Below are 24,189 nucleotides of genomic sequence, written 5' to 3' on the forward strand. Positions count from 1 at the left end.
GGCCATATGTGGAAAGGCCGGGCAACGGTATTTACGATGCCGCCTGCACTAATTTGGTGATCACCGGTTCGTTCGCCGGCGGGAACGCGTCTGCGACTAACGCCTGCTGCGCAATCCAGCGCCCTGGCTGCCCCTCTTTCCCCCACGGTTCCCCCGACCAGGCCTCAACCAGCCAGAACCACAGCGTAATATGGCGATCCGGGAACTGGTACTCCAGGGTATCAAACAGACGGGAAGACGCTACCGTAATCCCGACCTCTTCCTGAAGCTCACGCACCAGCGCTTGTTCCGGGGTTTCTCCGGCTTCAATTTTGCCACCGGGAAACTCAAGTTTATCGGCCATATGGGCATCTGATGCCCGCTGGGTAATAAAGATTTCGCCCTGCTGATTACGAATAATGCCGACGGAAATTTGCAGTTTTTTCATTGTCTTCATTCCATAAAAAAGGCGCAGATATCTGCGCCTTTATTTTTTTACTCTCTGAGATTAGCTCAGACGGCCGTGGCACTGTTTATATTTTTTACCAGAACCGCACGGGCAAGGATCGTTGCGGCCCACTTTACGGTCGCCGGTTTCCTCGGCCAGCGCAGCGGCGGCGGCAGTGTCGTCATCCTGATGGCTGAGCTGCTGCATCTGCGCCAGACGTTCAGCTTCTTCACGACGCTGCTGCTCCATCGCTTCCACTTCTTCCGGCATGCGAACCTGAACTTTGCTCAGGGTGCTGATCACTTCATACTTCAGGGATTCCAGCATCGCTGCGAACATGGAGAAGGATTCGCGCTTATATTCCTGCTTCGGATCTTTCTGCGCATAACCACGCAAATGGATACCCTGACGCAGGTAGTCCATTGCCGCCAGGTGCTCTTTCCACAGGGAGTCCAGGGTCTGGAGCATCACACCTTTCTCGAAATGACGCATCATTTCGGTGCCAACCACTTCTTCCTTACGCTGATAGGTTTCAACCGCGCTCTGCAGAATACGCTCACGCAGCGTCTCTTCATGCAGTTCCGGCTCTTTATCCAGCCACTCTTTCAGCGGCAGCTCAAGGTCGAAGTCGTTTTTCAGACGTTCCTGCAGGCCTTCAACATCCCACATTTCTTCCAGCGACTGCGGCGGGATATGGGCATCGATGGTCGCTTTGAAAACGTCTTCGCGGATGCTGTTAATGGTTTCGCTAACATCGGACACGTCCAGCAGTTCGTTACGCTGGCTATAGATGGCGCGACGCTGATCGTTCGCCACGTCATCATATTCCAGCAGCTGCTTACGAATATCAAAGTTGCGGCTTTCCACTTTACGCTGGGCGTTAGCGATGGCTTTGGTGACCCACGGGTGCTCAATCGCTTCGCCCGGTTTCATCCCCAGCTTACGCATCATGCCGGAAACACGGTCGGAGGCAAAGATACGCATCAGGGCATCTTCCATCGACAGGTAGAAGCGGGAAGAACCGGCATCACCCTGACGACCAGAACGGCCACGCAGCTGGTTATCGATACGACGCGATTCATGACGCTCGGTACCGATAATGTGCAGACCACCGGCAGCCAGTACGGCATCGTGACGAATCTGCCAGTCGGCTTTAATCTGCTCGATTTGTTCCGGCGTCGGATCTTCCAGCGCTGCCACTTCGGCCTGCCAGCTACCACCGAGCATAATATCGGTACCACGACCGGCCATGTTGGTCGCGATGGTCACCGCTGACGGGTAACCCGCCTGCGCAACGATATCCGCTTCACTGGCGTGGAACTTGGCGTTCAGTACGTTGTGTTTTATACCGGCTTTCGTCAGTTCATTTGAAACCACTTCTGATTTCTCAATCGAAATGGTACCCACCAGTACCGGCTGGCCAGCAGCAGTACGCTCTTTAATATCTTCGATGATCGCCTGAATTTTTTCCGCTTCGGTCATATAGACCAGATCCGCCATATCCTTACGGATCATCGGACGGTTGGTCGGCACGACCACGGTATCCAGTTTGTAGATAGAGCTGAATTCAAAGGCTTCGGTATCCGCGGTACCGGTCATCCCTGCCAGCTTCTCGTACAGACGGAAGTAGTTCTGGAAAGTGATGGAGGCCAGAGTCTGGTTCTCGTTCTGGATATCCACACCCTCTTTCGCTTCAACGGCCTGATGCAGACCATCAGACCAGCGACGACCCTGCATCGTACGACCGGTATGCTCATCGACAATAATGACTTCGCCATCTTTAACGATGTAGTCAACGTCGCGGGTGAACAGCACATGGGCGCGCAGCGCAGCCGTCACGTGGTGCATCAGCATAATATTGGACGGTGAATACAGCGATTCGCCTTCGTCCATAATGCCTTCCTGCACCAGCAGTTCTTCAATCAGCACCAGACCGCGTTCGGTCAGGTTAACCTGACGCGCTTTCTCATCGACAGAGAAGTGACCTTCACCGGTAAAGGTGTCGGAGTCTTCTTTTTCCTGACGCACCAGGTGCGGGATGATCTTGTTAACGCGTTTGTACATTTCTGAGCTGTCTTCCGCCGGACCAGAAATGATCAGCGGAGTACGCGCTTCATCGATGAGGATGGAGTCCACCTCATCCACCAGCGCATAGTGCAGCTTACGCTGTACGCGTTCTTCAGGGCTAAACGCCATGTTGTCACGCAGGTAGTCAAAACCGTATTCGTTGTTGGTACCGTAGGTGATATCCGCACCGTACGCTTCACGTTTGGCAGGCGCAGGCAGACCGGACATGTTGATACCGACGGTCATCCCGAGGAACTCGAACAGCGGACGGTTGTTTTCAGCATCACGCTGTGCCAGGTAGTCGTTGACGGTAACCACGTGGACGCCTTTACCCGACAGTGCGTTCAGATACGCCGGCAGGGTTGCGGTCAGGGTTTTACCCTCACCGGTACGCATTTCCGCGATGCAGCGATCGTTCAGCACCATACCGCCCAGCAGCTGGACGTCGAAGTGACGCATCCCGAACACACGTTTACTGGCTTCACGTACTACCGCAAAGGCCTCAGGGATCAGGCTCTCAACGCTTTCACCTTTCTCAAGGCGAGCTCGGAATTCGACAGTTTTACCTTTCAGCTCGTCATCAGAGAGCTTTTCCATTGCCGGTTCCATGGCGTTGATCACGCCAACGGTTTTGCGCATACGGCGCAGGGTACGATCGTTACGACTACCGAAAACTTTAGTTAATAATTTGATTAGCATAATAAAATCTCAAACGCCCCGCATCGCGGAGTCACAAAAAAGAATAATCCGTTTTTCGTTTAGCTGAGACGTTGAGGCCCTGCGCGGATCCCGGCGACCTGGCTAATCCAGGCCGAGATTCTAAAGGCAGAATGGGACGGGTTGTAGGCTACAAGACGAACGGCAACCGGCGGTTTGCTCTCCTGCGTCAGCAGTGCGCTGAGCGTGTCGAGTAAAGCCAGGTGCTGCGCCTGTAATGGCGAAGATTCTTCCACAACCGGCAGCGCCTGCGGTGCCATGGCAAATGACAGATGGCGAATGACCGTGCGTATCGCATGCTGATGCCAGTAATCGACAGTGAAATTAGGTCGACGACTGGCTTCCAGCAGCGCCAGCTGGGAGAAATTAACTTTCGTTGGATTGTGGTTACTGGCCGTTGCTTTCGCCGGTGACGTGGTTTCGTGACTATTGCTAAGCGCAGGCAAGCCGAGACTAGCCGCGACCATCCCCAACAGGAGATGCGGCCAGAAATATCGTCTGCCAAACTGTCGCCAGCGCGTCAGCAATCCACTCACGTACGTTACCTTTAGTTGAAGCAACCCCAGGAAATAATTTTGCGCCCAAATACTACCATTAATACTGCGCTACAGCAGCATGAATGACAGCTCTGGCAAGTCAAAAGCGCTCAATAAAACAGCGAACGAACAATGAACAGCGCCGGAGAATGACAGCAGTCATGGGAGGGGAAGGCTAAAAAAGAAAAAAGACTGGCCCCCTGGCCGGAGAGGGTACCAGGTTACCAGTCGATTTTACTGAATGGTCAGGCTTATGCCATAACCATTGACGGTGCACGGAACGCCAGCGGCAGTTCTGCTTCGTCTTCGAAAGTCACATATTCCCAGGCTTCCTGTTTTGCCAGGACGGCCTGCAGCAATTTGTTATTCAACGCGTGACCTGATTTGAACGCCGTGAACGCACCGATGATATTGTGACCACACATAAACAGGTCACCAATCGCATCCAGCATTTTGTGGCGGACAAACTCATCTTCGAAGCGCAAACCGTCTTCGTTCAATACGCGATAATCGTCAACAACGATGGCACAATCGAAGCTGCCGCCCAGGCACAGGCCGCGGGACTGCAGATATTCGATATCACGCATAAAACCAAAAGTACGAGCGCGACTAATCTGGCGCATAAATGCATCAGCAGAGAAGTTCATCGCGTAGCGCTGGTTGCTTGCATCAATCGCCGGATGGTTAAAGTCGATGGTAAAGTCCAACGAAAAACCATTATACGGTTTGAATTCAGCCCATTTGTCGCCATCTTCAACACGCACAGTATCTTTGATGCGGACAAATTTCTTCGCACAGTTCAGTTCATCGATGCCGGCATCCAGCAACAGATAAACGAACGGCGCAGCACTACCATCCATAATTGGAATTTCCGGCGCATCGACTTCAATCACAATGTTGTCAATGCCCAGGCCAGCCAGTGCGGCATTCAGGTGCTCGACTGTTGAAATCCGCACGTCATGCTCGTTCACCAGGCAAGTACAGAGCATGGTATCCCGCACAGATTTGGCATCAGCCGGAAAATCAACCGGTGGATTCAAGTCGGTGCGACGATAGATGACCCCGGTATTTGCCGGCGCAGGGCGTAACGTCAGAGTGACTTTCTTGCCGGTATGCAAACCGACGCCAGTCGCCTGAACGATACGTTTAAGAGTCCTTTGTTTGATCATCGTATAATCTCGCCAAGTTACCTATCCAACCGAAGTATATTATACATTCGGGAGGGCAGTTTAGCACAAAGAGCGCTGATGCCCAACTTCCAGCCAATTCTTAATCGGCTTGCTTACGCAGGAAAGCTGGAATATCCAGATAATCCGGCTCTTTCGCAGTTTGCGGCGTGTTGTCGTTCACCACTTTTGCGACCGGTTTCTGCTCTTGAGTTAATGGTGCCATACCGTGCTGCTGGTAGCGATCCATCACCGGCTGCTGAACCTGTTTGTTGGTCACCAGGGTGATTTCCGGACGTTTGTCCATGCCGATACCGGTAGCAACGACGGTCACACGCAGTTCGTCGTTCATGTCCGGGTCAAGGGAAGTACCGATAACCACGGTCGCGTTATCCGATGCGAAAGCACGAATCGTGTTACCCACGGTTTCGAACTCATCCAGACGCAGGTCGAAGCCCGCGGTGATGTTGACCAGAACGCCGCGCGCGCCGGACAGATCGATATCTTCCAGCAGCGGAGAAGAGATCGCCATTTCAGCGGCTTCTTCCGCACGGTCTTCACCGCTTGCGACGCCAGAACCCATCATCGCGTAACCCATCTCTGACATCACCGTGCGCACATCCGCAAAGTCGACGTTCATCAGACCCGGGCGGGTGATCAGCTCGGCGATACCCTGTACTGCACCTTTCAACACGTCGTTTGCCGCGCCGAAAGCATCCAGCAGAGAAATACCACGACCGAGCACTTTCAGCAGCTTGTCGTTCGGAATGGTGATCAGAGAGTCCACATGCTTGGACAGCTCAGTGATCCCCTGTTCGGCGAACGCCATGCGTTTTTTGCCTTCAAAGTTAAACGGCTTAGTGACGACCGCAACGGTCAGGATACCCAGATCCTTCGCCACTTCAGCCACAACAGGTGCTGCACCGGTGCCGGTACCACCGCCCATACCTGCGGCGATAAACACCATGTCTGCACCATCAAGAGCAGCGCGTAACGCTTCACGGTCTTCGTCAGCCGCATTACGGCCCACTTCCGGGTTAGCGCCGGCACCCAGACCTTTGGTAATACCGCTACCGATCTGGATAGTCTGGCCAACAGCCGTTTTACGCAGTGCCTGCGCGTCGGTGTTCACCGCGAAGAATTCAACACCTTCGATGCGCTCGCGCACCATGTGCTCAACGGCATTGCCACCGCCGCCACCGACGCCGATGACTTTAATCACCGCGTCGTTGGTCAGTTCCATAGGTTCAAACATAGTTTCTCTCCGTTTTGTGCCTGTCGCCTGAGAACGCTAATTTTCTGCGTTCTCTGAAAAAATCAAAACTCTTTTCGCAGCCAGCTATTAAGTCGCTTAATCCACGAGCCAACTGATGCAGTTACGCGTTTTTCTACTTCTGCTTCACCACTAAGATGAGATTCCTTCCCGTAGTGCAGCAACCCAACCGCCGTCGAATAATACGGCTCCTGGGCATAATCCGTTAATCCGGTAATATTCAGCGGCGCACCAATACGCACCTGCGTATGGAACACCCGCTGAGCACAGGCAGCAAGACCTTCAATTTGCGCCGCGCCGCCCGTTAATACAATCCCCGCCGCCAGATGGTGTTTCACCCCTTGCTGGCGAAGCTGCTCCTGCAGCTGCAGGATCTCTTCGTTAACCAGATTGAGCAGCTCGGTATAGCGCGGCTCAATAACCTCTGCCAGCGTCTGACGCTGCAGGCTGCGCGGTGGACGCCCACCGACGCTCGGCACTTCGACGTTTTCGTCTTTGCCGACAATAGAACCCAGCGCGCAACCGTGGCGAACTTTAATCGCTTCGGCATCGCTCGGCGGCGTACCAAAGGCGTAGGCGATATCGCTGGTCACCACATTGCCCGCGTACGGGATCACTTTGGTATGACGCAGCGCACCGCCGGTATACACGGCGATATCCATTGTACCACCGCCGATGTCCACCACGCAGACACCCAGCTCACGTTCATCTTCCGTCAGAACGGAATAACTGGCCGCTAAACCGGCGAAAATGAGTTGGTCTACTTTCAGACCACAACGTTCAACCGCTTTAACAATATTTTTTGCCATATCGTTATGGCAGGTAATCAGATGGACTTTCGCCTGCATACGCACGCCGGACAGACCCACCGGATTTTTAATCCCTTCCTGATAATCGATGGCATATTCCTGCGGAATGACGTGCAGAACACGATGCTCATCGCGTACGCGGACTGATTTCGCGGTATGCACCACGTTTTCAACATCGTCCTGCGTCACTTCTTCTTCTGAGATCGGCACCATGCCGATTTCATTTTGACAGCTAATATGTTTACCTGAAAGCGCCAGATACACTGACGAAATCTGGCAATCCGCCATCAGTTCGGCCTGGTCAATGGCGCGCTGTACGCATTTCACCACGGATTCCAGGTCGTTCACTCCGCCTTTATCCATACCACGCGAAGGGCAACTGCCCACGCCAATGATATTGACCACGCCATCGGGCAGAACTTCCCCTACTAAAGCGGCAACCTTTGCGGTGCCAATCTCCAGCCCAACTACCAGTTTTCTGTCCGTCGCCTTGATCATTGTTGTTCTGCCTGTGCCTGATTCTGTTGTTGGTTAGTTTCCTCTACGGGAGCAGGTACCCAGCCCACTGCCGCACCCGAGTCATAACGCAAATCAACATAGCTAATCCGTTTGCCGTCGGTCTGCGCTTGTTGCTGAAGAACCGGGTAGAGTTCCATAAAGCGCTGAAGTCGTTTCATGGTGTCGCCGCGGCCAAGGTTGAGCTTAATATCGTTATTCAGCGTCAACTGCCAGGAGCGACGTGCGGTCATCGCCGCGACTTTCAACGTGAATTTATCCTTTGCCAGTACCTGCCCCATGTCGCGATACCCTTGCAACACTTCGTTCTCACTGCCTTCCGGGCCATACAGCATCGGTAAATTCTGCTTATTGGTACGATCCGCTGGTACGCTGAAGGAGTTTCCTTCGACGTCCACCATATGTTGATCATTCCAACGCGCAATCGGCACATATTCAACCAGATGAATCTTCAATTCGTCCGGCCACTGCTTTCTAACGCTCGCCTGCTTAATCCACGGCAGACGTTCGATCTGACTCTGGATGATGTTGACATCCTGGGTCATAAAGGTTCCCGGCGAACCTAACGCCAGAATCGCCTGACGAATATCATCATTGCGCGTGTAGTGACGTTCACCGGTGACCACCATTCTGGACAGCGGTAAACGCTGTGCATCTTCCATCCAGCCCAGAACCATCCACCCGCTGACCAATACGGTACTTAGCACCGCCAGCAGGAAGACAATCCCGGCCAGACGAGTTCCATTACTCCGGCGCAAAGAAGCGTTATCTTCTTCTTCCTGGTTTCGCGTATTCAGCGCAGCCTGCGACATATCACCCCGCCAGGTCCAAAATGCGAACAACAAGTTGCGAGAAGCTCATTCCTGCCTGACGAGCCGCCATCGGCACCAGGCTGTGGCTGGTCATGCCAGGGGAAGTATTCGCTTCCAGCAAATAAAACTGGCCATCGCTGTCCAGCATCACGTCAATGCGTCCCCAACCTTTACAGCCGAGAACATTCCAGGCTTTAAGTACCAGAGCCTGAATTTCTGACTCGCGGACGAGATCCTCACAACCAGGGCAGAAATATTGCGTCTCATCAGAGAGATACTTCGCCTCATAATCATAGAAGGTTCCAGCCACCTGGATACGAATTGACGGTAAAATTTCTTCACCGACGATAGCGACGGTAAATTCGGGGCCACTCAGCCATTTTTCAATCAGAACGTCTTCATCATGCTGAAAAGCCAGCGTCAATGCACTCTGTAATGCACAACTTTCGCTCACTTTCGACATACCGACGCTTGAACCTTCACAAGCCGGTTTGACAATCAATGGCAACCCAAGGGCTGCAATCTGTGCTTCCGTCTCGGCAGTAAGCCCTTTTTCGAACTGCGCGCGCGTCAACGCCACCCACGGTGCGACGGGTAAACCCGCGCCCTGCCACAACAATTTGCTGCGAACTTTGTCCATGGAGATGGCCGATGCCATCACGCCGCTGCCGGTATAAGGCAGCTGAATCAGCTCCAGCAGCCCTTGCAACGTACCATCTTCGCCACCGCGACCATGCAGCGCAATAAACGCTTTCTTAAACCCCATCTGTTTCAGCTGGGTCACATCAACATCACGAGGGTCAACCGGATGCGCATCCACGCCCGCTTCACGCAGTCCGGCAAGCACCGCGGTGCCGGAATTTAGTGAAACATCACGCTCAGCAGAGGTGCCGCCAAAAAGAACCGCGATTTTATCAGCCACGGTGCTCCTCCTCCGTTTTTTGCGGCACGAGTTTGATTTCAGCCAGGTGACGTGCGATTTTTCCTATGTTTCCTGCGCCCTGCACCAGGATCAGGTCATTGCCGGTCAACACCGACGCCAGCATTTCAGCTGCCTGTGCCGGATCGGAGAGCAGAATCGGGTCAACTTTACCGCGGCCGCGAATGGTACGGCACAGCGAACGGCTGTCGGCTCCCGGAATCGGCGCTTCGCCAGCGGAATAGACATCCAGCATCAGCAGCGCATCAACCTGAGTCAGCACGTTGGCGAAATCATCGTAGAGATCGCGGGTACGCGTGAAACGGTGCGGCTGGAATAACATCACCAGATTTTTATCCGGCCAGCCCGCGCGTGCGGCTTTAATCGTGGCATCCACTTCCGTTGGGTGATGACCATAGTCATCGATTAACATCGCGCTACCGCTTTTCCCGTTGACGGCGGCCAACGGATATTCGCCGAGAAAATCAAAGCGACGACCGGTGCCCTGGAAGCTTTCCAGCGCCCGCAGGATCGCACTGTCTTCAATCCCCTCTTCCGTCGCCACGGCGACCGCGGCGGCGGCGTTCAGCGCGTTATGGCGACCCGGCGCATTCAGCGTCACCTGCAGCGGCTCTTTATCCTGGCGAACCAGACGGAAATGTCCCTGGGCGCCAATCTGACGGTACTCTTCGACGCGCACGTCGGCATCGTCGCTGAAACCGTAGGTGGTAATCTGCCGACCCACACGCGGGAGCAGTTCACGAATCACCGGATCGTCTACACACATCACCGCACGTCCGTAGAACGGCAGGTTGTGCATGAAATTAATAAAGGTCTGCTTCAGATTCTCAAAGTCGCCATGGTAGGTATCCATGTGGTCGGCTTCGATGTTGGTCACGATAGCGACCATCGGCTGCAGGTGCAGGAACGACGCATCGCTCTCATCTGCCTCCGCAATCAGGTAACGACTGTGGCCGAGGCGGGCGTGAACCCCCGCCGCTTTCACCAGCCCACCGTTGACGAAGGTTGGGTCAAGGCCCGCTTCCGCATAAATGCTGGAAACCATCGCCGTCGTGGTGGTTTTGCCGTGCGTACCGGCAATCGCAATCCCGTGGCGAAAACGCATCAGCTCCGCCAGCATCTCTGCACGGCGAATGACCGGAATACGTGCTTCATGTGCCGCGACAATTTCCGGGTTTTCCGCGGAAATGGCGCTGGACACCACCACCACACTCGCATCGCGCACGTTTTCCGGGCGATGGTTGAAATAGATCGTGGCGCCAAGTTGCGTCAGCTGTTGCGTCACCGGATTCGGCGCCAGGTCGGAGCCGCTAATCTGGTAGCCTTCGTTAGCCAGAACTTCGGCAATACCGCCCATACCGGCACCACCAATGCCAACAAAGTGAATGTGCCGGACGCGACGCATCTCGGGCACTATGGAACGCAGTTTCGCCAGATCTTGTGTATTCATTCTTTACGCCATCTACATCTTTATACGGACGGTGAGATTCACCGTGATTAGCGCGCCAGTGCTGCAGCGCTCACTTCTTCTGCTACCCGTTCGGTAGCATCCGGAATCGAGGCTCTACGCGCTCGTTCCGCCATATCCAGCAGCGTTTCCCGATCCCAGCCAGCCAGCGTCTGCGCTACGGCATCGACGGTGAACTGAGGTTGTTCGAGAATTTTCGCTGCGCCCGCTTTCTCCAGCGGCAGTGCATTCCAGTACTGCTGACGATCCTTGTGCTGAAACGGCACAAATAACGCCGGTAAACCTGCTGCGGCAATTTCACTCACCGTCAGCGCACCGGAACGACACACAACAACATCAGCCCAGGCATACGCTGCGGCCATGTCATCAATAAATTCAGTCACTTTATGTTGTGGCTGCCCGGCATCGGCATAGGCCTGCTGTACCGTTTGCTGAGCACCTTTGCCACTTTGGTGCCAGATGGTCACCGCGCCTTCCAGTTTCCCTGCCACCTGCGGCATGGTCTGGTTCAGGACGCGCGCGCCCTGAGAACCGCCCACCACTAACACGCGCGTCGGCCCCTGACGCCCGACCAGGCGCTGCTCGGGTAACGGCAGAGCCAGCACATCGGTCCGCACCGGGTTGCCCACAACATCGGCATGCGGGAATGCGCCAGGGAACGCCTGCAGCACTTTCTTTGCAATCTTCGCCAGCCATTTATTGGTCAGGCCGGCAATACCATTTTGTTCATGCAGCACCACCGGAATACCCAGCGACCACGCTGCCAGACCACCCGGGCCAGAAACATATCCGCCCATGCCTAACACCACATCCGGCTGGAACCGTTTCATGATTTCTCGCGCCTGACGCCAGGCGTGGAAGATACGGACCGGTGCCTGCAGTTGCGCCTTGAGCCCTTTGCCGCGCAGGCCAGAAATCTGGATGAAATCAATATCAATGCCATGCTTCGGCACTAAATCCGCTTCCATACGATCGGCAGTACCCAGCCAGCGAACCTGCCAGCCCTGGTCCATTAAATGGTGCGCGACCGCCAGCCCCGGGAACACGTGTCCACCGGTACCGCCCGCCATCACCATTAGCCGCTTTTCCTGACCGCTCATCGAACACCCCGTGTAAACGCCTGGGCTTTTTCCAGACGGGTTTCATAATCAATTCGCAACAGCAACATGATGGCCGTTGACATAATCAGCAAACTGGAACCGCCGTAACTAATCAGCGGCAACGTCAGACCTTTGGTTGGCAGCATACCTGCCGCGGCCCCGACGTTAACCAGTGCCTGAAAGCTGAACCAGATACCAATGGCGCATGCCAGGAAACCGGAGAAGCGATGGTTGATCTCCAGCGCTTTACGCCCAATCGACATGGCGCGAAAGGCGACGAAGAATACCATTAATAGGGCCAGTACCACACCGATATAACCGAGTTCTTCGCCGATAATGGCGAAGATGAAATCGGTATGTGCTTCCGGTAAATACTCCAGTTTCTGTACCGAGTTACCTAAGCCCTGCCCCCACATTTCACCGCGGCCGAACGCCATCAGCGACTGGGTTAACTGGTAACCGCTGCCGAACGGGTCTTCCCACGGGTTCCAGAAGGAGGTCACGCGGCGAATACGATAGGGCTCAGCGAGGATCAGCAGCACCACCGCCGAGATCCCCATGCCGATAATGGCAATGAACTGCCACAGCTTCGCGCCACCAAGAAACAGCATTGCCAGGGTGGTCACGAACAGCACGACCACGGTACCGAGGTCCGGCTGCGCCAGCAGCAGAATCGCGAGGACGAAAATCACGCCCATCGGCTTTAAGAAGCCGCGGAGGTTATTACGGACCTCATCCCCTTTACGCACCAGATAGTTGGCGATGTAGCAGAACAGCGAGAGCTTGGTAAATTCCGCCGGCTGAATACGCAGTGGGCCGAAGGCAATCCAGCGCGAGGCGCCGTTTACCGAACTACCGACCACCAGTACGATCAGCAGCATCACGATAGAGGCGATGAGCATGGCGGTACTGTGCCGCTGCCAGAATTCCATCGGCAGACGCAGGGTTACCATCGCCAGCCCGAGCGCCAGCAGAATATATAATCCGTCACGCTTGGCGAACAAAAAGGGATCGTTGGCCAGGCGCTGCCCAACCGGCATCGACGCCGACGTCACCATAATAAAACCGACAGCTGCCAGGCCGAAAGTCAGCCACAACAGCATGCGGTCATACATCACCAGGCTATCGTTATCTTTCTGACGCGAGCCCATCACCCAGCCTTTCAGCGCGGCGAACAGCCAGGAGAAGATAAACATCCCCGGCAGGCGCGGCAGTCTCCACTGAGGCATTCTCAGGCGCGGGAGGGATAAACGCATCAGCCTAACTCCTTAGCCAGACGGGCAAAAACATCGCCACGTTGTTCAAAGCTCTTGAACTGATCGAGGCTGGCACATGCCGGGGATAGCAGCACCATATCGCCCGATTTCAGCAGCGGCGCAATCTGGCGCATCGCCTCTTCCATCGTCGCTGTCTGGGTTGCCACGTCCGGGCGCAGCGCCGCCAGCTGTTCGCCATCGCGACCGAAGCAGTACAGACGGATATGATCTCCCGTCAGATAGCGCGTCAGCGGCGTGAAATCGGCAGATTTACCGTCGCCGCCCAGCAGCAGGTACAGCGTACCGTCGAGATGCAACCCGTTCAGTGCCGCTTCGGTGCTACCCACATTGGTCGCTTTGGAATCGTTGATCCAGCGAACGCCGTTGTGATCCAGCACCAGCTGGAAACGGTGCGCCAGGCCGGTAAAGGTGGTCAGCGCCTTGAGGCTGCTGGCACGCGGCAGGCCGGCGGCATCCGCCAGCGCCAGCGCCGCCAGGGCGTTGCTGTAGTTGTGCTGGCCGGTGATGTGCATCTCTTTCACGTTAAGCACCTTTTCACCTTTAACCCGCAGCCAGGTTTCGCCCTGCTGACGGTTAAGGTGATAGTCACCGACATCCACACCAAAGCTAACGCAGCGCTCATCGGCGCCGCGAACCGGCATCGTCAGCCGGTCATCGGCATTCACGATGCAGGTCTTCGCATTTTCATACACCCGCAGTTTGGCAGCGCGATACTGCTGCAAACCCAGCGGATAGCGGTCCATGTGATCCTCAGTAACGTTGAGGATTGTCGCGGCAACCGCCCGCAGACTGGAGGTGGTTTCCAGCTGGAAGCTGGAGAGTTCCAGAACATACAGCTCGCGATCCGCATCCAGCAGCATCAGGGCCGGCAGACCAATATTGCCGCCAACGCCGACGTTCACGCCGGCCGCTTTCGCCATTTCGCCCACCAGGGTCGTCACGGTGCTTTTACCGTTGGAGCCGGTAATGGCAACGATCGGCGCCTGCGCTTCACGACAGAACAGTTCGATATCGCCGACGATTTCCACGCCAGCATCCGCCGCTTCGCTCAACGCAGGGTGCGCCAGCGCGATACCAGGGCTTGCCACTATCAGGTCCGCCGCCAGCAGCCAGTCACTGTTCAGCCCGCCGACGTAACGTTCAACCGCTTCAGGCAGCTTGTCGAGGCCTGACGGCGTGGCGCGAGTATCCATCACCCGCGGCGTCACGCCGCGCGCCATGAAGAAGTCCACGCAAGATAGCCCGGTCATGCCCAGGCCAATAATGACGACTTTTTTACCCTGATAATCTGCCATGATTAACGTACCTTCAGCGTCGCCAGGCCAATCAGCACCAGCATCAGCGAAATAATCCAGAAGCGCACGATCACGCGCGGCTCCGGCCAGCCTTTCAGTTCATAGTGGTGATGAATCGGCGCCATACGGAAGATGCGCTGACCGCGCAGCTTAAAGGAGCCGACCTGCAGAATGACCGACAGGGTCTCCACCACGAACACGCCACCCATAATGACCAGCAGGAACTCCTGGCGCAGCAGCACGGCGATAATACCCAGCGCGCCGCCCAGTGCCAGCGATCCGACATCGCCCATAAAGACCTGTGCCGGGTAGGTGTTGAACCATAAGAAGCCCAGTCCCGCGCCGACAATCGCCGTACAGACGATAACCAGTTCACCAGCATGTCGTAGATACGGAATGTGCAGGTAGTTGGCAAAGTTCATGTTACCCGTTGCCCATGCCACCAGCGCAAAGCCCGCGGCCACGAATACGGTTGGCATAATTGCCAGGCCATCAAGGCCATCGGTCAGGTTGACCGCGTTACCGGTGCCGACAATCACGAAGTAGGCCAGCAGGATGTAGAGGATCCCCAGCTGCGGCATGATGTCTTTAAAGAACGGCACAACCAGCTGAGTCGCTGGCGTATCTTTTCCGGCCATGTACAGCGCAAACGAAACGCCCAGCGCGATTACCGACATCCAGAAGTACTTCCAGCGGGCGATCAGCCCTTTGGTGTCTTTGCGCACCACTTTGCGGTAGTCATCGACGAAACCGATAATGCCGTAGCCAATCAGTACCGTCAGAACGCACCACACATACGGGTTGGAGGGGTAGGCCCACAGCAGTACCGAAACCACAATCGCGGTGAGGATCATGATCCCCCCCATGGTCGGGGTACCGCGTTTACTGAAGTGAGATTCCGGACCGTCGTTACGTACGACCTGGCCGAAAGAGAGTTTTTGCAGACGGGCGATCATGCGCGGGCCCATCCACAACGAGATGAACAGCGCGGTCAGCAGGCTGACGATGGCGCGAAACGTCAGATAGGAAAAGACGTTAAAGCCGGAATAATATTTGACCAGATGTTCGGCCAGCCATACTAACATGTTCCATTCTCCTGTAATGCGCGTACTACCTCTTCCATGGCGGCACTACGTGAACCCTTCACTAAAATGGTGATGATCTTGTGTTCTGACGTCAGTTCGCGCAGACGCGCCACCAGCGATGCTTTATCGCTAAGGTGTTCACCTGCGCCGCTGGCGCGACTAATTTCTGCGCTCAGCACGCCGGTGCTGAGGACACGGTCAATCCCTGCAGCTTTCGCCGCCTCGCCGACCTGGCGATGACAAGCTTCGCTTTCTGCACCCAGTTCAGCCATATCGCCAACGACCAGAACGCGGTAACCCGGCATCTCGGAGAGCACCTGCACCGCGGCGGTCATCGAACCGACGTTGGCGTTATAGGAGTCATCGAGCAGCAGTTGAGTTTCGGTGAGCGCAATCGGGAACAGACGCCCCGGCACCGCTTTCAGCTGCGCCAGACCGGCTTTCACCGCGCTGAGATCGGCACCCACCGCCATCGCCAGCGAAGTTGCTGCCAGCGCATTAGCGATATTGTGGCGGCCCGGCAACGGCAGCAGGACATCGACGCTCCCTACCGGGGTTTGCATGGTAAATTCGGTGCCGTGGCTGGTGATATGGATATTGGTGGCGGTAAAGTCGCTCTGCGCCGCGTCAGGCGAGAAGCGCCAGACTTTGCGTGCGCCGATAACCGCTTGCCAGTTCAGCCAGTCGTTATTGTCGGCATTGAGGATAGCGATGCCGTTTTCAGGCAGACCGGTAAAGATTTCGCCTTTCGCTTTTGCCACTCCGGCCAGCGAACCGAAACCTTCGAGGTGCGCGGCGGCCAGGTTGTTGACCAGCGCGGCTTCCGGACGCGTCAGGCTGACGGTCCAGGCAATTTCGCCCTGATGATTAGCGCCTAATTCGATCACCGCATAATCATGTTCTTTGGTCAGACGCAGCAGCGTCATCGGCACACCGATGTCGTTATTCAGGTTACCGGCGGTATACAGGGTATTACCGCACTGGCTCAGGATCGCCGCGGTCATCTCTTTCACCGACGTTTTCCCGGAGGAACCGGTCAGCGCCACGACGCGCGCCGGCACCTGCTGGCGCACCCATGCAGCCAGTTCGCCAAAGGCCAGGCGGGTATCGTTCACGACAACCTGCGGTAAATCACATGCCAGGCGGCGACTCACCAGCAGCGCACCCGCGCCGGCCTGCTTCGCCTGCTCTGCAAAGTCGTGAGCATCGAAACGCTCGCCCTTCAGCGCCACAAACAGGCAGCCTTTGGTGATCTTGCGGGTGTCCGAGGTCACTTCATCGATGGCCAGATCGCCACCGTGCAATTCGCCGTGCGTGATGTCGGCGAGCTGGCTTAACGTAAAGCGAATCATGCTACCGCTCCCAGCAGACGGGCCACGGTGACGCGATCGGAGTAGTCAAGGCGACGATTGCCAACAATCTGGTAGTCCTCATGGCCTTTCCCGGCCACCAGGACCACATCACCCTCTTGTGCCTGCATCACGGCGTTGGTCACCGCTTCAGCCCGGCCCTCTTTCACTTTCGCGTGCCCGGCATCAAGCATCCCGGCGAGAATATCGCTGATGATCGCCTGGGGCTCTTCGGTACGCGGGTTGTCATCGGTCACGACGACAATGTCGGCAAACTCTTCGGCAATGGCCCCCATCAGAGGACGTTTGCCTTTGTCACGATCGCCGCCGCAGCCAAAGACGCACCACAGCTTACCGTTACAGTGCAAACGCGCCGCCTGCAGCGCTTTTTCCAGCGCATCCGGGGTATGGGCATAATCCACAACGACGGTCGGTTTGCCCGGCGCGCTGAACACTTCCATACGCCCACAGACCGGCTGCAGACGAGATGCCGAGTTCAGCAGTTCGTCCAGCGGATAACCCAGCGCCAGCAGCGTTGCCAGCGCCAGCAGCAGGTTGCTGACGTTAAAGGCGCCCATCAGGCGGCTCTCTATTTCGCCCTTGCCCCAGCTGGAATCAAACTGAATTGTCGCTCCGCTGTCGTGATAGTTCACCGCCGTCGCCTTCAGCCAGCGGCCGTGGCAGTTCGGGTTAATATGATCTTCCATCGACACCGCGACCGCGTCCGGCAGCTTCGCCAGCCAGCGGCGGCCCACTTCATCGTCCGCGTTGACAATCGCCTGACCGAAGTGGTGCGTGGAGTAAAGCAGCCATTTTGCCGCTTCGTAATGTTCCATATCGCCGTGATAATCGAGGTGATCGCGGCTCAGGTTAGTAAAGACCGAGGCGGCAAACTGCAGCGCCGCTACGCGATGCTGCACCAGACCGTGGGAAGAGACTTCCATGGCGGCAAACGTTGCCCCCTGCCCTGCGAGGCCGGAAAGCACATGCTGCACATCGACCGCAGAACCGGTGGTGTTTTCCGTCGGAATGACTTTATCCAGAAGGCCATTACCAACCGTTCCCATCACCGCGCTGGTATCGCCAAGCAGTTTGGCCCACTGCGCCAGCAGTTGAGTGGTGGTGGTTTTACCGTTGGTTCCGGTGACGCCTACCAGACGCAATTGCGCCGAAGGCTGATGGTAAAAACGCCCGGCCAGCGCCGATAAGCGCTCATTGAGTTGGCTGAGATAAATCACCGGCACGCCGTGCATCTCACGGATTTCGCCGTCTTCAGCCTCATCTTTGGCCTCAGCAATAATGGCAGCAACACCTTGCGCTATCGCCTGCGGGATATAACGACGCCCGTCCGCCTGATGACCCAAAACCGCGATAAAGAGATCGCCGGAAGCAGCCACCCGGCTGTCCAGCGTCATTTCTCGCAGAATTCGCTCCGGCGCATTTGGCACCCACGGAGCGAGAAGGTCGCGCAAATTACGATCTGCCACCTGTTCCCTCGCCTTGATTAATCACAAATTCACTTTTTTCGCCCGTTGCCAGCGCGTCCGGCTCGATGTTCATGGTGCGCAGAACGCCACCCATGATGGCACCAAAGACCGGCGCGGAAACGGCGCCGCCGTAGTATTTACCCGCCTGCGGATCGTTGATCACCACCACCAACGCAAAGCGCGGGTGACTGGCTGGCGCAACGCCTGCGGTGTAAGCAATATATTTGTTGATATAGCGGCCATCCGGCCCCACTTTTTTCGCGGTACCGGTCTTGATGGCAATGCGGTAACCTTTGATCGCCGCCTTCACGCCCCCGCCACCGGGCAGCGCCACGCTTTCCATCATGTGCACAACAGTACGAACGAGAGGTTCCGGGAACACACGCTCACCGGGAACCGGCGGATCAACTTTGGTGATCGACAGCGGGCGATAGATGCCATAGCTGCCAATCGTTGCGTAGACTCGCGCTAACTGTAACGGCGTTACCATTAGCCCGTAGCCGAAAGAAAAGGTGGCCCTCTCTATGTCAGACCACCGTTGTTTTTGAGGGTATAAGCCACTGCGTTCTCCGACCAACCCCAAATTGGTCGCTTTTCCGAGCCCAAAACGTGAGTAAGTATCTACTAACGCTGAGGACGGCATCGCTAACGCCAGCTTGGAAACACCGACGTTACTCGACTTCTGTAGTACCCCGGTCAGGGTCAATTCACTGTAGCGCGCCACGTCTTTAATCTCGTGGCCGTTAATTCGGTAGGGAATGGTATTCAGTACGGTATTTTCGTTCACAATCCCGCGCTGCAACGCGGTCATCACCACCATCGGCTTGACCGTAGAACCTGGTTCAAACACGTCGGTAATGGCGCGGTTACGCATGATGTCTTTGGCGGTACCAGAGAAATTGTTCGGGTTGTATGACGGGCTGTTGGCCATCGCCAGTACTTCACCGGTGCTGACGTCCACCAGCACGGCGCTTCCCGATTCCGCTTTGTTAAACGCCACGGCATTGTTCAGTTCGCGGTAGACCAGAGCCTGCAGACGCTCATCGATGCTTAACGCCAGGTTATGCGCCGCCTGGCTGTCGGTTGAAGAGATATCTTCAATGACGCGGCCATAGCGGTCTTTACGCACGATACGCTCGCCAGGCTGGCCGGTAAGCCATTTGTCAAAGCTCTTCTCAACGCCTTCAATCCCCTGGCTATCCACGTTAGTGAAGCCAATGAGGTGAGCGGTAACTTCACCTGACGGGTAGTAACGGCGCGACTCTTCGCGCATATGGATGCCCGGTAGCTTAAGCTTCTTGATGTAATCCGCCATGTCCGGGTTAACCTGACGCGCCAGGTAGATAAAGCGCATCCGCGGATTGGTATTAATACGTGATGCCAGCTGGTCCAGCGGCATGTTTAACGCATCAGCCAGCGCTTTCCAGCGATTATCAATGCTGACGCCACCCGCTTCGTGCAGCTCTTTCGGGTCGGCCCAGATGGCCTTCACCGGCACGCTCACCGCCAGCGGACGACCGGAGCGGTCAGTAATCAAGCCACGCGCGGTAGAGACCTCCTGCACGCGTAGAGAACGCATGTCGCCCTGACGAACCAGCATGTCCGGGCTGATCACCTGGAGCCAGGCCACGCGGCCCAGCAGGAAAGTCAGAGCCAGCAGAATACAGCCGCACAGCAACGCAAAACGCCAACTGATAAAGTTGGCCTGTTCTTCCTGACGTTTTGGTTTTAGCGTTTTCGGCGCTGCTTTCATGCGTCGCAATAATCCTTATTTTTGTACAACGATATTTTCTTGTGATGGATCGACGTGTTGCATCTGCAACTTCTCCGTCGCGATCCGCTCAACCCGACTGTGATCGCCGAGCGCGTTCTCTTCGAGGATCAGGTTTCGCCATTCAATATCCAGCGCGTCACGTTCCAGAACTAGCTGCTCGCGCTGCGCGGTTAACAGACGGGTATGGTGCGCCGTCGTCACCACGGTAATCGCCGTAATGATGATGCAAATGAACAGACAGAGTGGCAGCTTCCCATACCGCAGAAGATCGTCTCCGATGACGCCAGGCAAGGCATGACGCTCGTTGCTTCCTAACGATCCTTTAACTTTGCTTAAGGCTTCTGTCACTCTGCCGATCATGCGTTCGTCCTCTCTGCAATACGCAGAACTGAACTACGGGCCCGTGGATTCTCTGCCACCTCTTCTTCGCCCGGCATCAACTTGCCTAGTGCTCGTAACTCACGGCCGCCCAGTTTTTTGAGCTGCTCTTCGGTCATCGGTAACCCTGCCGGAACCTGCGGACCGCGGCTTTGTTCACGCATAAAGCGTTTCACAATACGGTCTTCCAGCGAGTGGAAACTGATGATCGACAGCCGCCCGCCTGGGGCCAGCACGCTGAGCGAGCTTTTTAGCGCCTGCTCTATCTCCTCCAGTTCACTGTTCACCCAAATGCGCACCGCCTGGAAGGTACGGGTCGCGGGATGTTTGAATTTGTCCTTCACCGGCGTTGCCGCCGTTACCACTTCCGCCAGCTCTTTGGTGCGGGTCATGGGTTCGATGCGGTTACGCTCAACGATGGCGCGGGCAATGCGCTTACCGAAACGCTCTTCGCCAAAGGTTTTGATCACCCAGGCGATATCGGCTTCGTCGGCAGTCTGCAGCCATTCAGCGGCTGACTGACCGCGCGTCGGATCCATGCGCATATCCAGCGGGCCATCGCGCATAAACGAGAAGCCGCGTTCTGCGTCATCAAGTTGCGGTGAAGAGACGCCAAGATCGAGAAGAATCCCGTCGATCTTGCCAGTTAGTCCGCGCTCACTTACATAGTCAGCCAACGCGGAGAAAGGTCCATGTACGATGGAAAAGCGGGGATCATCAATGGTCTTCGCCACCGCGATAGCCTGCGGATCGCGATCGATAGCCAGCAGCCGTCCTTCCGCCCCCAGTTGGGAAAGGATCAGACGCGAGTGTCCGCCGCGACCAAAGGTCCCATCAATGTAGATACCATCAGGACGAATATTCAGGCCATTAACGGCTTCATCCAGCAGTACCGTAGTGTGTTTAAAATTTTCCATCATCTTATAGAGACAAATCCTGCAGTCGCTCCGATAGCTCCCCGGTAGCGGACTGCTCAGCGTCGATATCTTCCTTGACCCGTTGATACCAGGTCGTTTCATCCCACAGTTCAAACTTATTGAACTGTCCGACCAGCATCACTTCTTTTGTCAGCCCGGCATGTTGCCGTAACACCGGAGCAATCAACAGACGCCCGGCATTATCCATCTGACATTCGCTGGCATGACCCAACAGCAGACGCTGTACGCGTCGCTCAACGGGATTCATGCTCGATAAACGCGACAATTTTTGCTCGATGATTTCCCATTCAGGCAAGGGGTAAAGCAGCAGGCACGGGTGATGAATGTCAATGGTACATACCAGTTGACCGGAAGCGTCTTCGATCAGCCCGTCGCGGTATCGCGTCGGTACGGCCAGACGGCCTTTGCTGTCGAGATTGACTAACGTTGCCCCACGGAACATGCCAGCCTCACCCCTTTTCGCCACTTTAACCCACAAATTCCCACCAGAAGGAGTTTACGGAGCGGAGGAAAAGCTTGTCAAGCCAGCACGAATACCAACGGAGCTCAAAAACCCATTATTTGCAGCCGATATTAGGCCTGATGAAATAATCATCAACAAACGAGGCAAATTAACGTTATGAATACGTGTAAGAAAACAACCAACAAATTCGTAACAGTAAAAAGCAACAAAATATCTTCGGCGGGAAAATATAAAGTGTCAGTTTGCGACGCGAGCGGCATTTTAGGCCATTATGATGTCCGTTAACAGTGCCTGTTGCTGTCGGAGAGGTGCGCTTGCTGCGGGTGCGGAGCGAAACGAGTCTGATTACGGCGTGAAATGATTGTTAATTCAGCGATTAACTTAATGAATGTAACAAAATAATACAAATAAAGGCCAATTTATCTTTTTTTATAGCCAGCAGATGCCAGAAATCCCCAACTCCAGAATAAAACAAAATAATGCGTAAAGAAGTTTAGGGATTTGTCTGAAAGCGATTTCATTTTACTGTTTCAGGGTAAAGCTGTACGGATTATCGCCAGACGTTCTTCGTCTGGCGAGCGATGCGTCAATTATCCTTACTTTTATTATAAGAATAATCCTGGATGCGGATGCCTTAACGACGATTCAGGCTGCCACGACGATACAGATTACGGCGAATACGGCTTAATCCCGGTTTCGGCTTACGCGGTTCGTCAAGGCTGGCGAGGACAATCTCCAGCACGCGTTCGGCGACATCGCGATGGCGCTGGGCCACGGCCAGTACCGGACACTGCAGGAAATCCAGCAGCTCATTATCGCCGAAGGTCGCAATTGCCAGTTCCGATGGCAGCTTGCCTTCGCGACGTAAAGTCACATCCATCACCCCCTGCAGCAGCGGGAACGACGTCGTAAACAGCGCTTCCGGCATCGGGTGTGTCTCGAGCCATTTTTCGAACAGCTGTGCCGCCGCTTCGCGTTCAAAGCTGTTGGCGTACAGATACTGGACTTCACGCGGATCGTCATTCCACGCGGTGCGGAAGCCCTGCTCACGCAGGAAGCTCACCGACAGCTCCGGTAAGGCACCAAGATACAGGACGCTTTCACCCGGGAACTTACGCAGTTCGGCGGCAAGCATTTCCGCATCATCCTGATCGGCACCCACCACGCTGGTGAAGTGTTCACGATCGAGCGCGCGGTCCAGGGCGACAATCGGGAAGGGATCGTTCGCCCAGCGCTGATAGAACGGATGCTCTGGTGGAAGTGACGTCGAGACGATAATCGCATCCACCTGGCGCTGTAGCAGATGCTCGATACAGCGCATTTCGTTGTCAGGCTGATCTTCCGAGCAGGCAATCAGCAACTGATAGCCGCGCTGACGCGCCTGACGCTCCAGGTAGTTAGCAATGCGGGTATAGCTGGTATTTTCCAGATCGGGAATAACCAGGCCAATAGAACGCGTGCGTCCTGCACGTAAGCCAGCAGCAACCGCATTTGGGTGATAGTTATGTTCACGAACAACGGCCATCACTTTTTCGACCGTTTTGTCGCTCACGCGGTACTGCTTCGCTTTACCGTTAATCACATAGCTAGCGGTGGTTCGCGAGACACCGGCCAGCCGGGCGATTTCATCCAGTTTCACAATTGCCCCTTGGGTAATAAGTACGGAACATAACCTTTCTTCAGCTATGGATTCATTTTGATAACATCTAAACGCAGAATAGTTAGCGCGGCAACCGGTTTTGTCTACAGTTCCTACCGATTTCGCAAAAAAATAACCCGACAAATTGTGTCGGGCTATTTTTACGTCAGTTTCAGGGACTCAGCGCATTATTTTGTCGCCGCGCGACAGCCCGACGACACCCGATCGTGCCACTTCGACGATTCGCGCCACGTCACGCAGTGAAGCGAGGAAGGCATCCAGTTTATCGCTGGTGCCCACCAGCTGAACGGTATAAATCGACGGGGTCACATCGATGATCTGCCCACGGAAAATTTCCGTGTTGCGTTTCACCTCTTCCCGGCCAAAACCGCTCGCCTGCACCTTCACCAGCATGATTTCACGCTCAACGTGCGAGTTCTGCCCGAGTTCGCTGACGCGCAGCACATCCACCAGCTTATGCAGCTGCTTTTCAATCTGCTCGATCGCTTTCTCGTCGCCGACGGTCTGAATGGTCATTCTGGAGAGCGTTGGATCGTCTGTCGGCGCCACCGTCAGGCTTTCAATGTTGTATCCGCGCTGCGCAAAGAGCCCGATGACGCGCGACAAGGCGCCCGATTCGTTTTCCAGTAATACAGATAATATCCGGCGCATA

General features: G+C 55.6%; 21 protein-coding genes. All 21 read right to left on the reverse strand.

The window, feature by feature from the left end; genetic code table 11:
- Positions 1 to 31 precede the first annotated feature (31 nt).
- The 21 genes from mutT to ilvN all read right to left on the reverse strand — a co-directional run bounded on the left by mutT (position 32) and on the right by ilvN (position 24,188).
- Complete coding sequence (gene mutT, locus EDF82_RS21310; RefSeq protein ID WP_123757490.1) at positions 32 to 427, reverse strand: 8-oxo-dGTP diphosphatase MutT; 396 nt, start codon at positions 425 to 427, stop codon at positions 32 to 34.
- Positions 428 to 487: 60 nt separating this feature from the next.
- On the reverse strand, positions 488 to 3,193 hold the full coding sequence (gene secA, locus EDF82_RS21315; RefSeq protein ID WP_123757491.1) for a preprotein translocase subunit SecA: 2,706 nt from the start codon (positions 3,191 to 3,193) through the stop codon (positions 488 to 490).
- 59 nt (positions 3,194 to 3,252) lie between these two features.
- Positions 3,253 to 3,747 carry a secA translation cis-regulator SecM gene (gene secM / locus EDF82_RS21320; protein ID WP_123757492.1) on the reverse strand — a complete coding sequence of 165 codons (495 nt, stop codon included), beginning with the start codon at positions 3,745 to 3,747 and terminating at the stop codon, positions 3,253 to 3,255.
- Positions 3,748 to 3,998: 251 nt separating this feature from the next.
- On the reverse strand, positions 3,999 to 4,916 hold the full coding sequence (lpxC, locus tag EDF82_RS21325) for a UDP-3-O-acyl-N-acetylglucosamine deacetylase (protein ID WP_123757493.1): 918 nt from the start codon (positions 4,914 to 4,916) through the stop codon (positions 3,999 to 4,001).
- Between the two features lie 100 nt (positions 4,917 to 5,016).
- Complete coding sequence (ftsZ, locus tag EDF82_RS21330; RefSeq protein WP_004857884.1) at positions 5,017 to 6,168, reverse strand: cell division protein FtsZ; 1,152 nt, start codon at positions 6,166 to 6,168, stop codon at positions 5,017 to 5,019.
- Positions 6,169 to 6,230: 62 nt separating this feature from the next.
- Positions 6,231 to 7,493: a cell division protein FtsA gene (ftsA, locus tag EDF82_RS21335; protein WP_123757494.1), complete on the reverse strand. Its 1,263-nt coding sequence runs from the start codon at positions 7,491 to 7,493 to the stop codon at positions 6,231 to 6,233.
- Positions 7,490 to 8,323, reverse strand: coding sequence for a cell division protein FtsQ (gene ftsQ, locus EDF82_RS21340; protein WP_123757495.1), 834 nt, complete (start codon positions 8,321 to 8,323; stop codon positions 7,490 to 7,492). Before ftsQ ends, ftsA begins: the two co-directional genes overlap by 4 nt.
- Position 8,324: 1 nt before the next feature.
- A complete protein-coding gene (locus EDF82_RS21345) occupies positions 8,325 to 9,245 on the reverse strand; it encodes a D-alanine--D-alanine ligase (RefSeq protein ID WP_123757496.1) in 921 nt (306 codons plus the stop codon).
- On the reverse strand, positions 9,238 to 10,713 hold the full coding sequence (gene murC, locus EDF82_RS21350; protein WP_123757497.1) for a UDP-N-acetylmuramate--L-alanine ligase: 1,476 nt from the start codon (positions 10,711 to 10,713) through the stop codon (positions 9,238 to 9,240). Before murC ends, EDF82_RS21345 begins: the two co-directional genes overlap by 8 nt.
- 47 nt (positions 10,714 to 10,760) lie before the next feature.
- Complete coding sequence (gene murG / locus EDF82_RS21355) at positions 10,761 to 11,831, reverse strand: undecaprenyldiphospho-muramoylpentapeptide beta-N-acetylglucosaminyltransferase (RefSeq protein ID WP_123757498.1); 1,071 nt, start codon at positions 11,829 to 11,831, stop codon at positions 10,761 to 10,763.
- Positions 11,828 to 13,087: a cell division protein FtsW gene (gene ftsW / locus EDF82_RS21360; RefSeq protein WP_123757499.1), complete on the reverse strand. Its 1,260-nt coding sequence runs from the start codon at positions 13,085 to 13,087 to the stop codon at positions 11,828 to 11,830. The genes murG and ftsW overlap by 4 nt, the downstream gene beginning before the upstream one ends.
- Positions 13,087 to 14,403, reverse strand: coding sequence for a UDP-N-acetylmuramoyl-L-alanine--D-glutamate ligase (gene murD, locus EDF82_RS21365; protein WP_123757500.1), 1,317 nt, complete (start codon positions 14,401 to 14,403; stop codon positions 13,087 to 13,089). Before murD ends, ftsW begins: the two co-directional genes overlap by 1 nt.
- A 2-nt stretch (positions 14,404 to 14,405) precedes the next feature.
- Positions 14,406 to 15,488, reverse strand: coding sequence for a phospho-N-acetylmuramoyl-pentapeptide-transferase (gene mraY, locus EDF82_RS21370; RefSeq protein WP_123757501.1), 1,083 nt, complete (start codon positions 15,486 to 15,488; stop codon positions 14,406 to 14,408).
- Complete coding sequence (gene murF / locus EDF82_RS21375; RefSeq protein WP_123757502.1) at positions 15,482 to 16,840, reverse strand: UDP-N-acetylmuramoyl-tripeptide--D-alanyl-D-alanine ligase; 1,359 nt, start codon at positions 16,838 to 16,840, stop codon at positions 15,482 to 15,484. The genes mraY and murF overlap by 7 nt, the downstream gene beginning before the upstream one ends.
- Positions 16,837 to 18,324, reverse strand: coding sequence for a UDP-N-acetylmuramoyl-L-alanyl-D-glutamate--2,6-diaminopimelate ligase (murE, locus tag EDF82_RS21380; protein WP_123757503.1), 1,488 nt, complete (start codon positions 18,322 to 18,324; stop codon positions 16,837 to 16,839). The genes murF and murE overlap by 4 nt, the downstream gene beginning before the upstream one ends.
- Complete coding sequence (locus EDF82_RS21385) at positions 18,311 to 20,077, reverse strand: peptidoglycan glycosyltransferase FtsI (protein ID WP_123757504.1); 1,767 nt, start codon at positions 20,075 to 20,077, stop codon at positions 18,311 to 18,313. Before EDF82_RS21385 ends, murE begins: the two co-directional genes overlap by 14 nt.
- Positions 20,078 to 20,092: 15 nt before the next feature.
- The gene (gene ftsL / locus EDF82_RS21390) at positions 20,093 to 20,458 is read right to left on the reverse strand and encodes a cell division protein FtsL (RefSeq protein ID WP_123757505.1); all 366 of its coding nucleotides are present in this window, start codon (positions 20,456 to 20,458) and stop codon (positions 20,093 to 20,095) included.
- Entirely contained in the window at positions 20,455 to 21,396 is a 942-nt protein-coding gene (rsmH, locus tag EDF82_RS21395) for a 16S rRNA (cytosine(1402)-N(4))-methyltransferase RsmH (protein WP_004857852.1), read from the reverse strand. Before rsmH ends, ftsL begins: the two co-directional genes overlap by 4 nt.
- Position 21,397: 1 nt before the next feature.
- Positions 21,398 to 21,856: a division/cell wall cluster transcriptional repressor MraZ gene (gene mraZ, locus EDF82_RS21400; protein ID WP_123757506.1), complete on the reverse strand. Its 459-nt coding sequence runs from the start codon at positions 21,854 to 21,856 to the stop codon at positions 21,398 to 21,400.
- 655 nt (positions 21,857 to 22,511) lie between these two features.
- Positions 22,512 to 23,516: a catabolite repressor/activator gene (cra, locus tag EDF82_RS21405; protein ID WP_123757507.1), complete on the reverse strand. Its 1,005-nt coding sequence runs from the start codon at positions 23,514 to 23,516 to the stop codon at positions 22,512 to 22,514.
- A gap of 180 nt (positions 23,517 to 23,696) precedes the next feature.
- On the reverse strand, positions 23,697 to 24,188 hold the full coding sequence (ilvN, locus tag EDF82_RS21410; protein WP_123757508.1) for an acetolactate synthase small subunit: 492 nt from the start codon (positions 24,186 to 24,188) through the stop codon (positions 23,697 to 23,699).
- Position 24,189 lies beyond the last annotated feature (1 nt).

The sequence above is a fragment of the Klebsiella sp. BIGb0399 genome, from assembly GCF_003752615.1.
GTDB classification, from domain to species: Bacteria; Pseudomonadota; Gammaproteobacteria; order Enterobacterales; family Enterobacteriaceae; genus Klebsiella; species Klebsiella lignicola.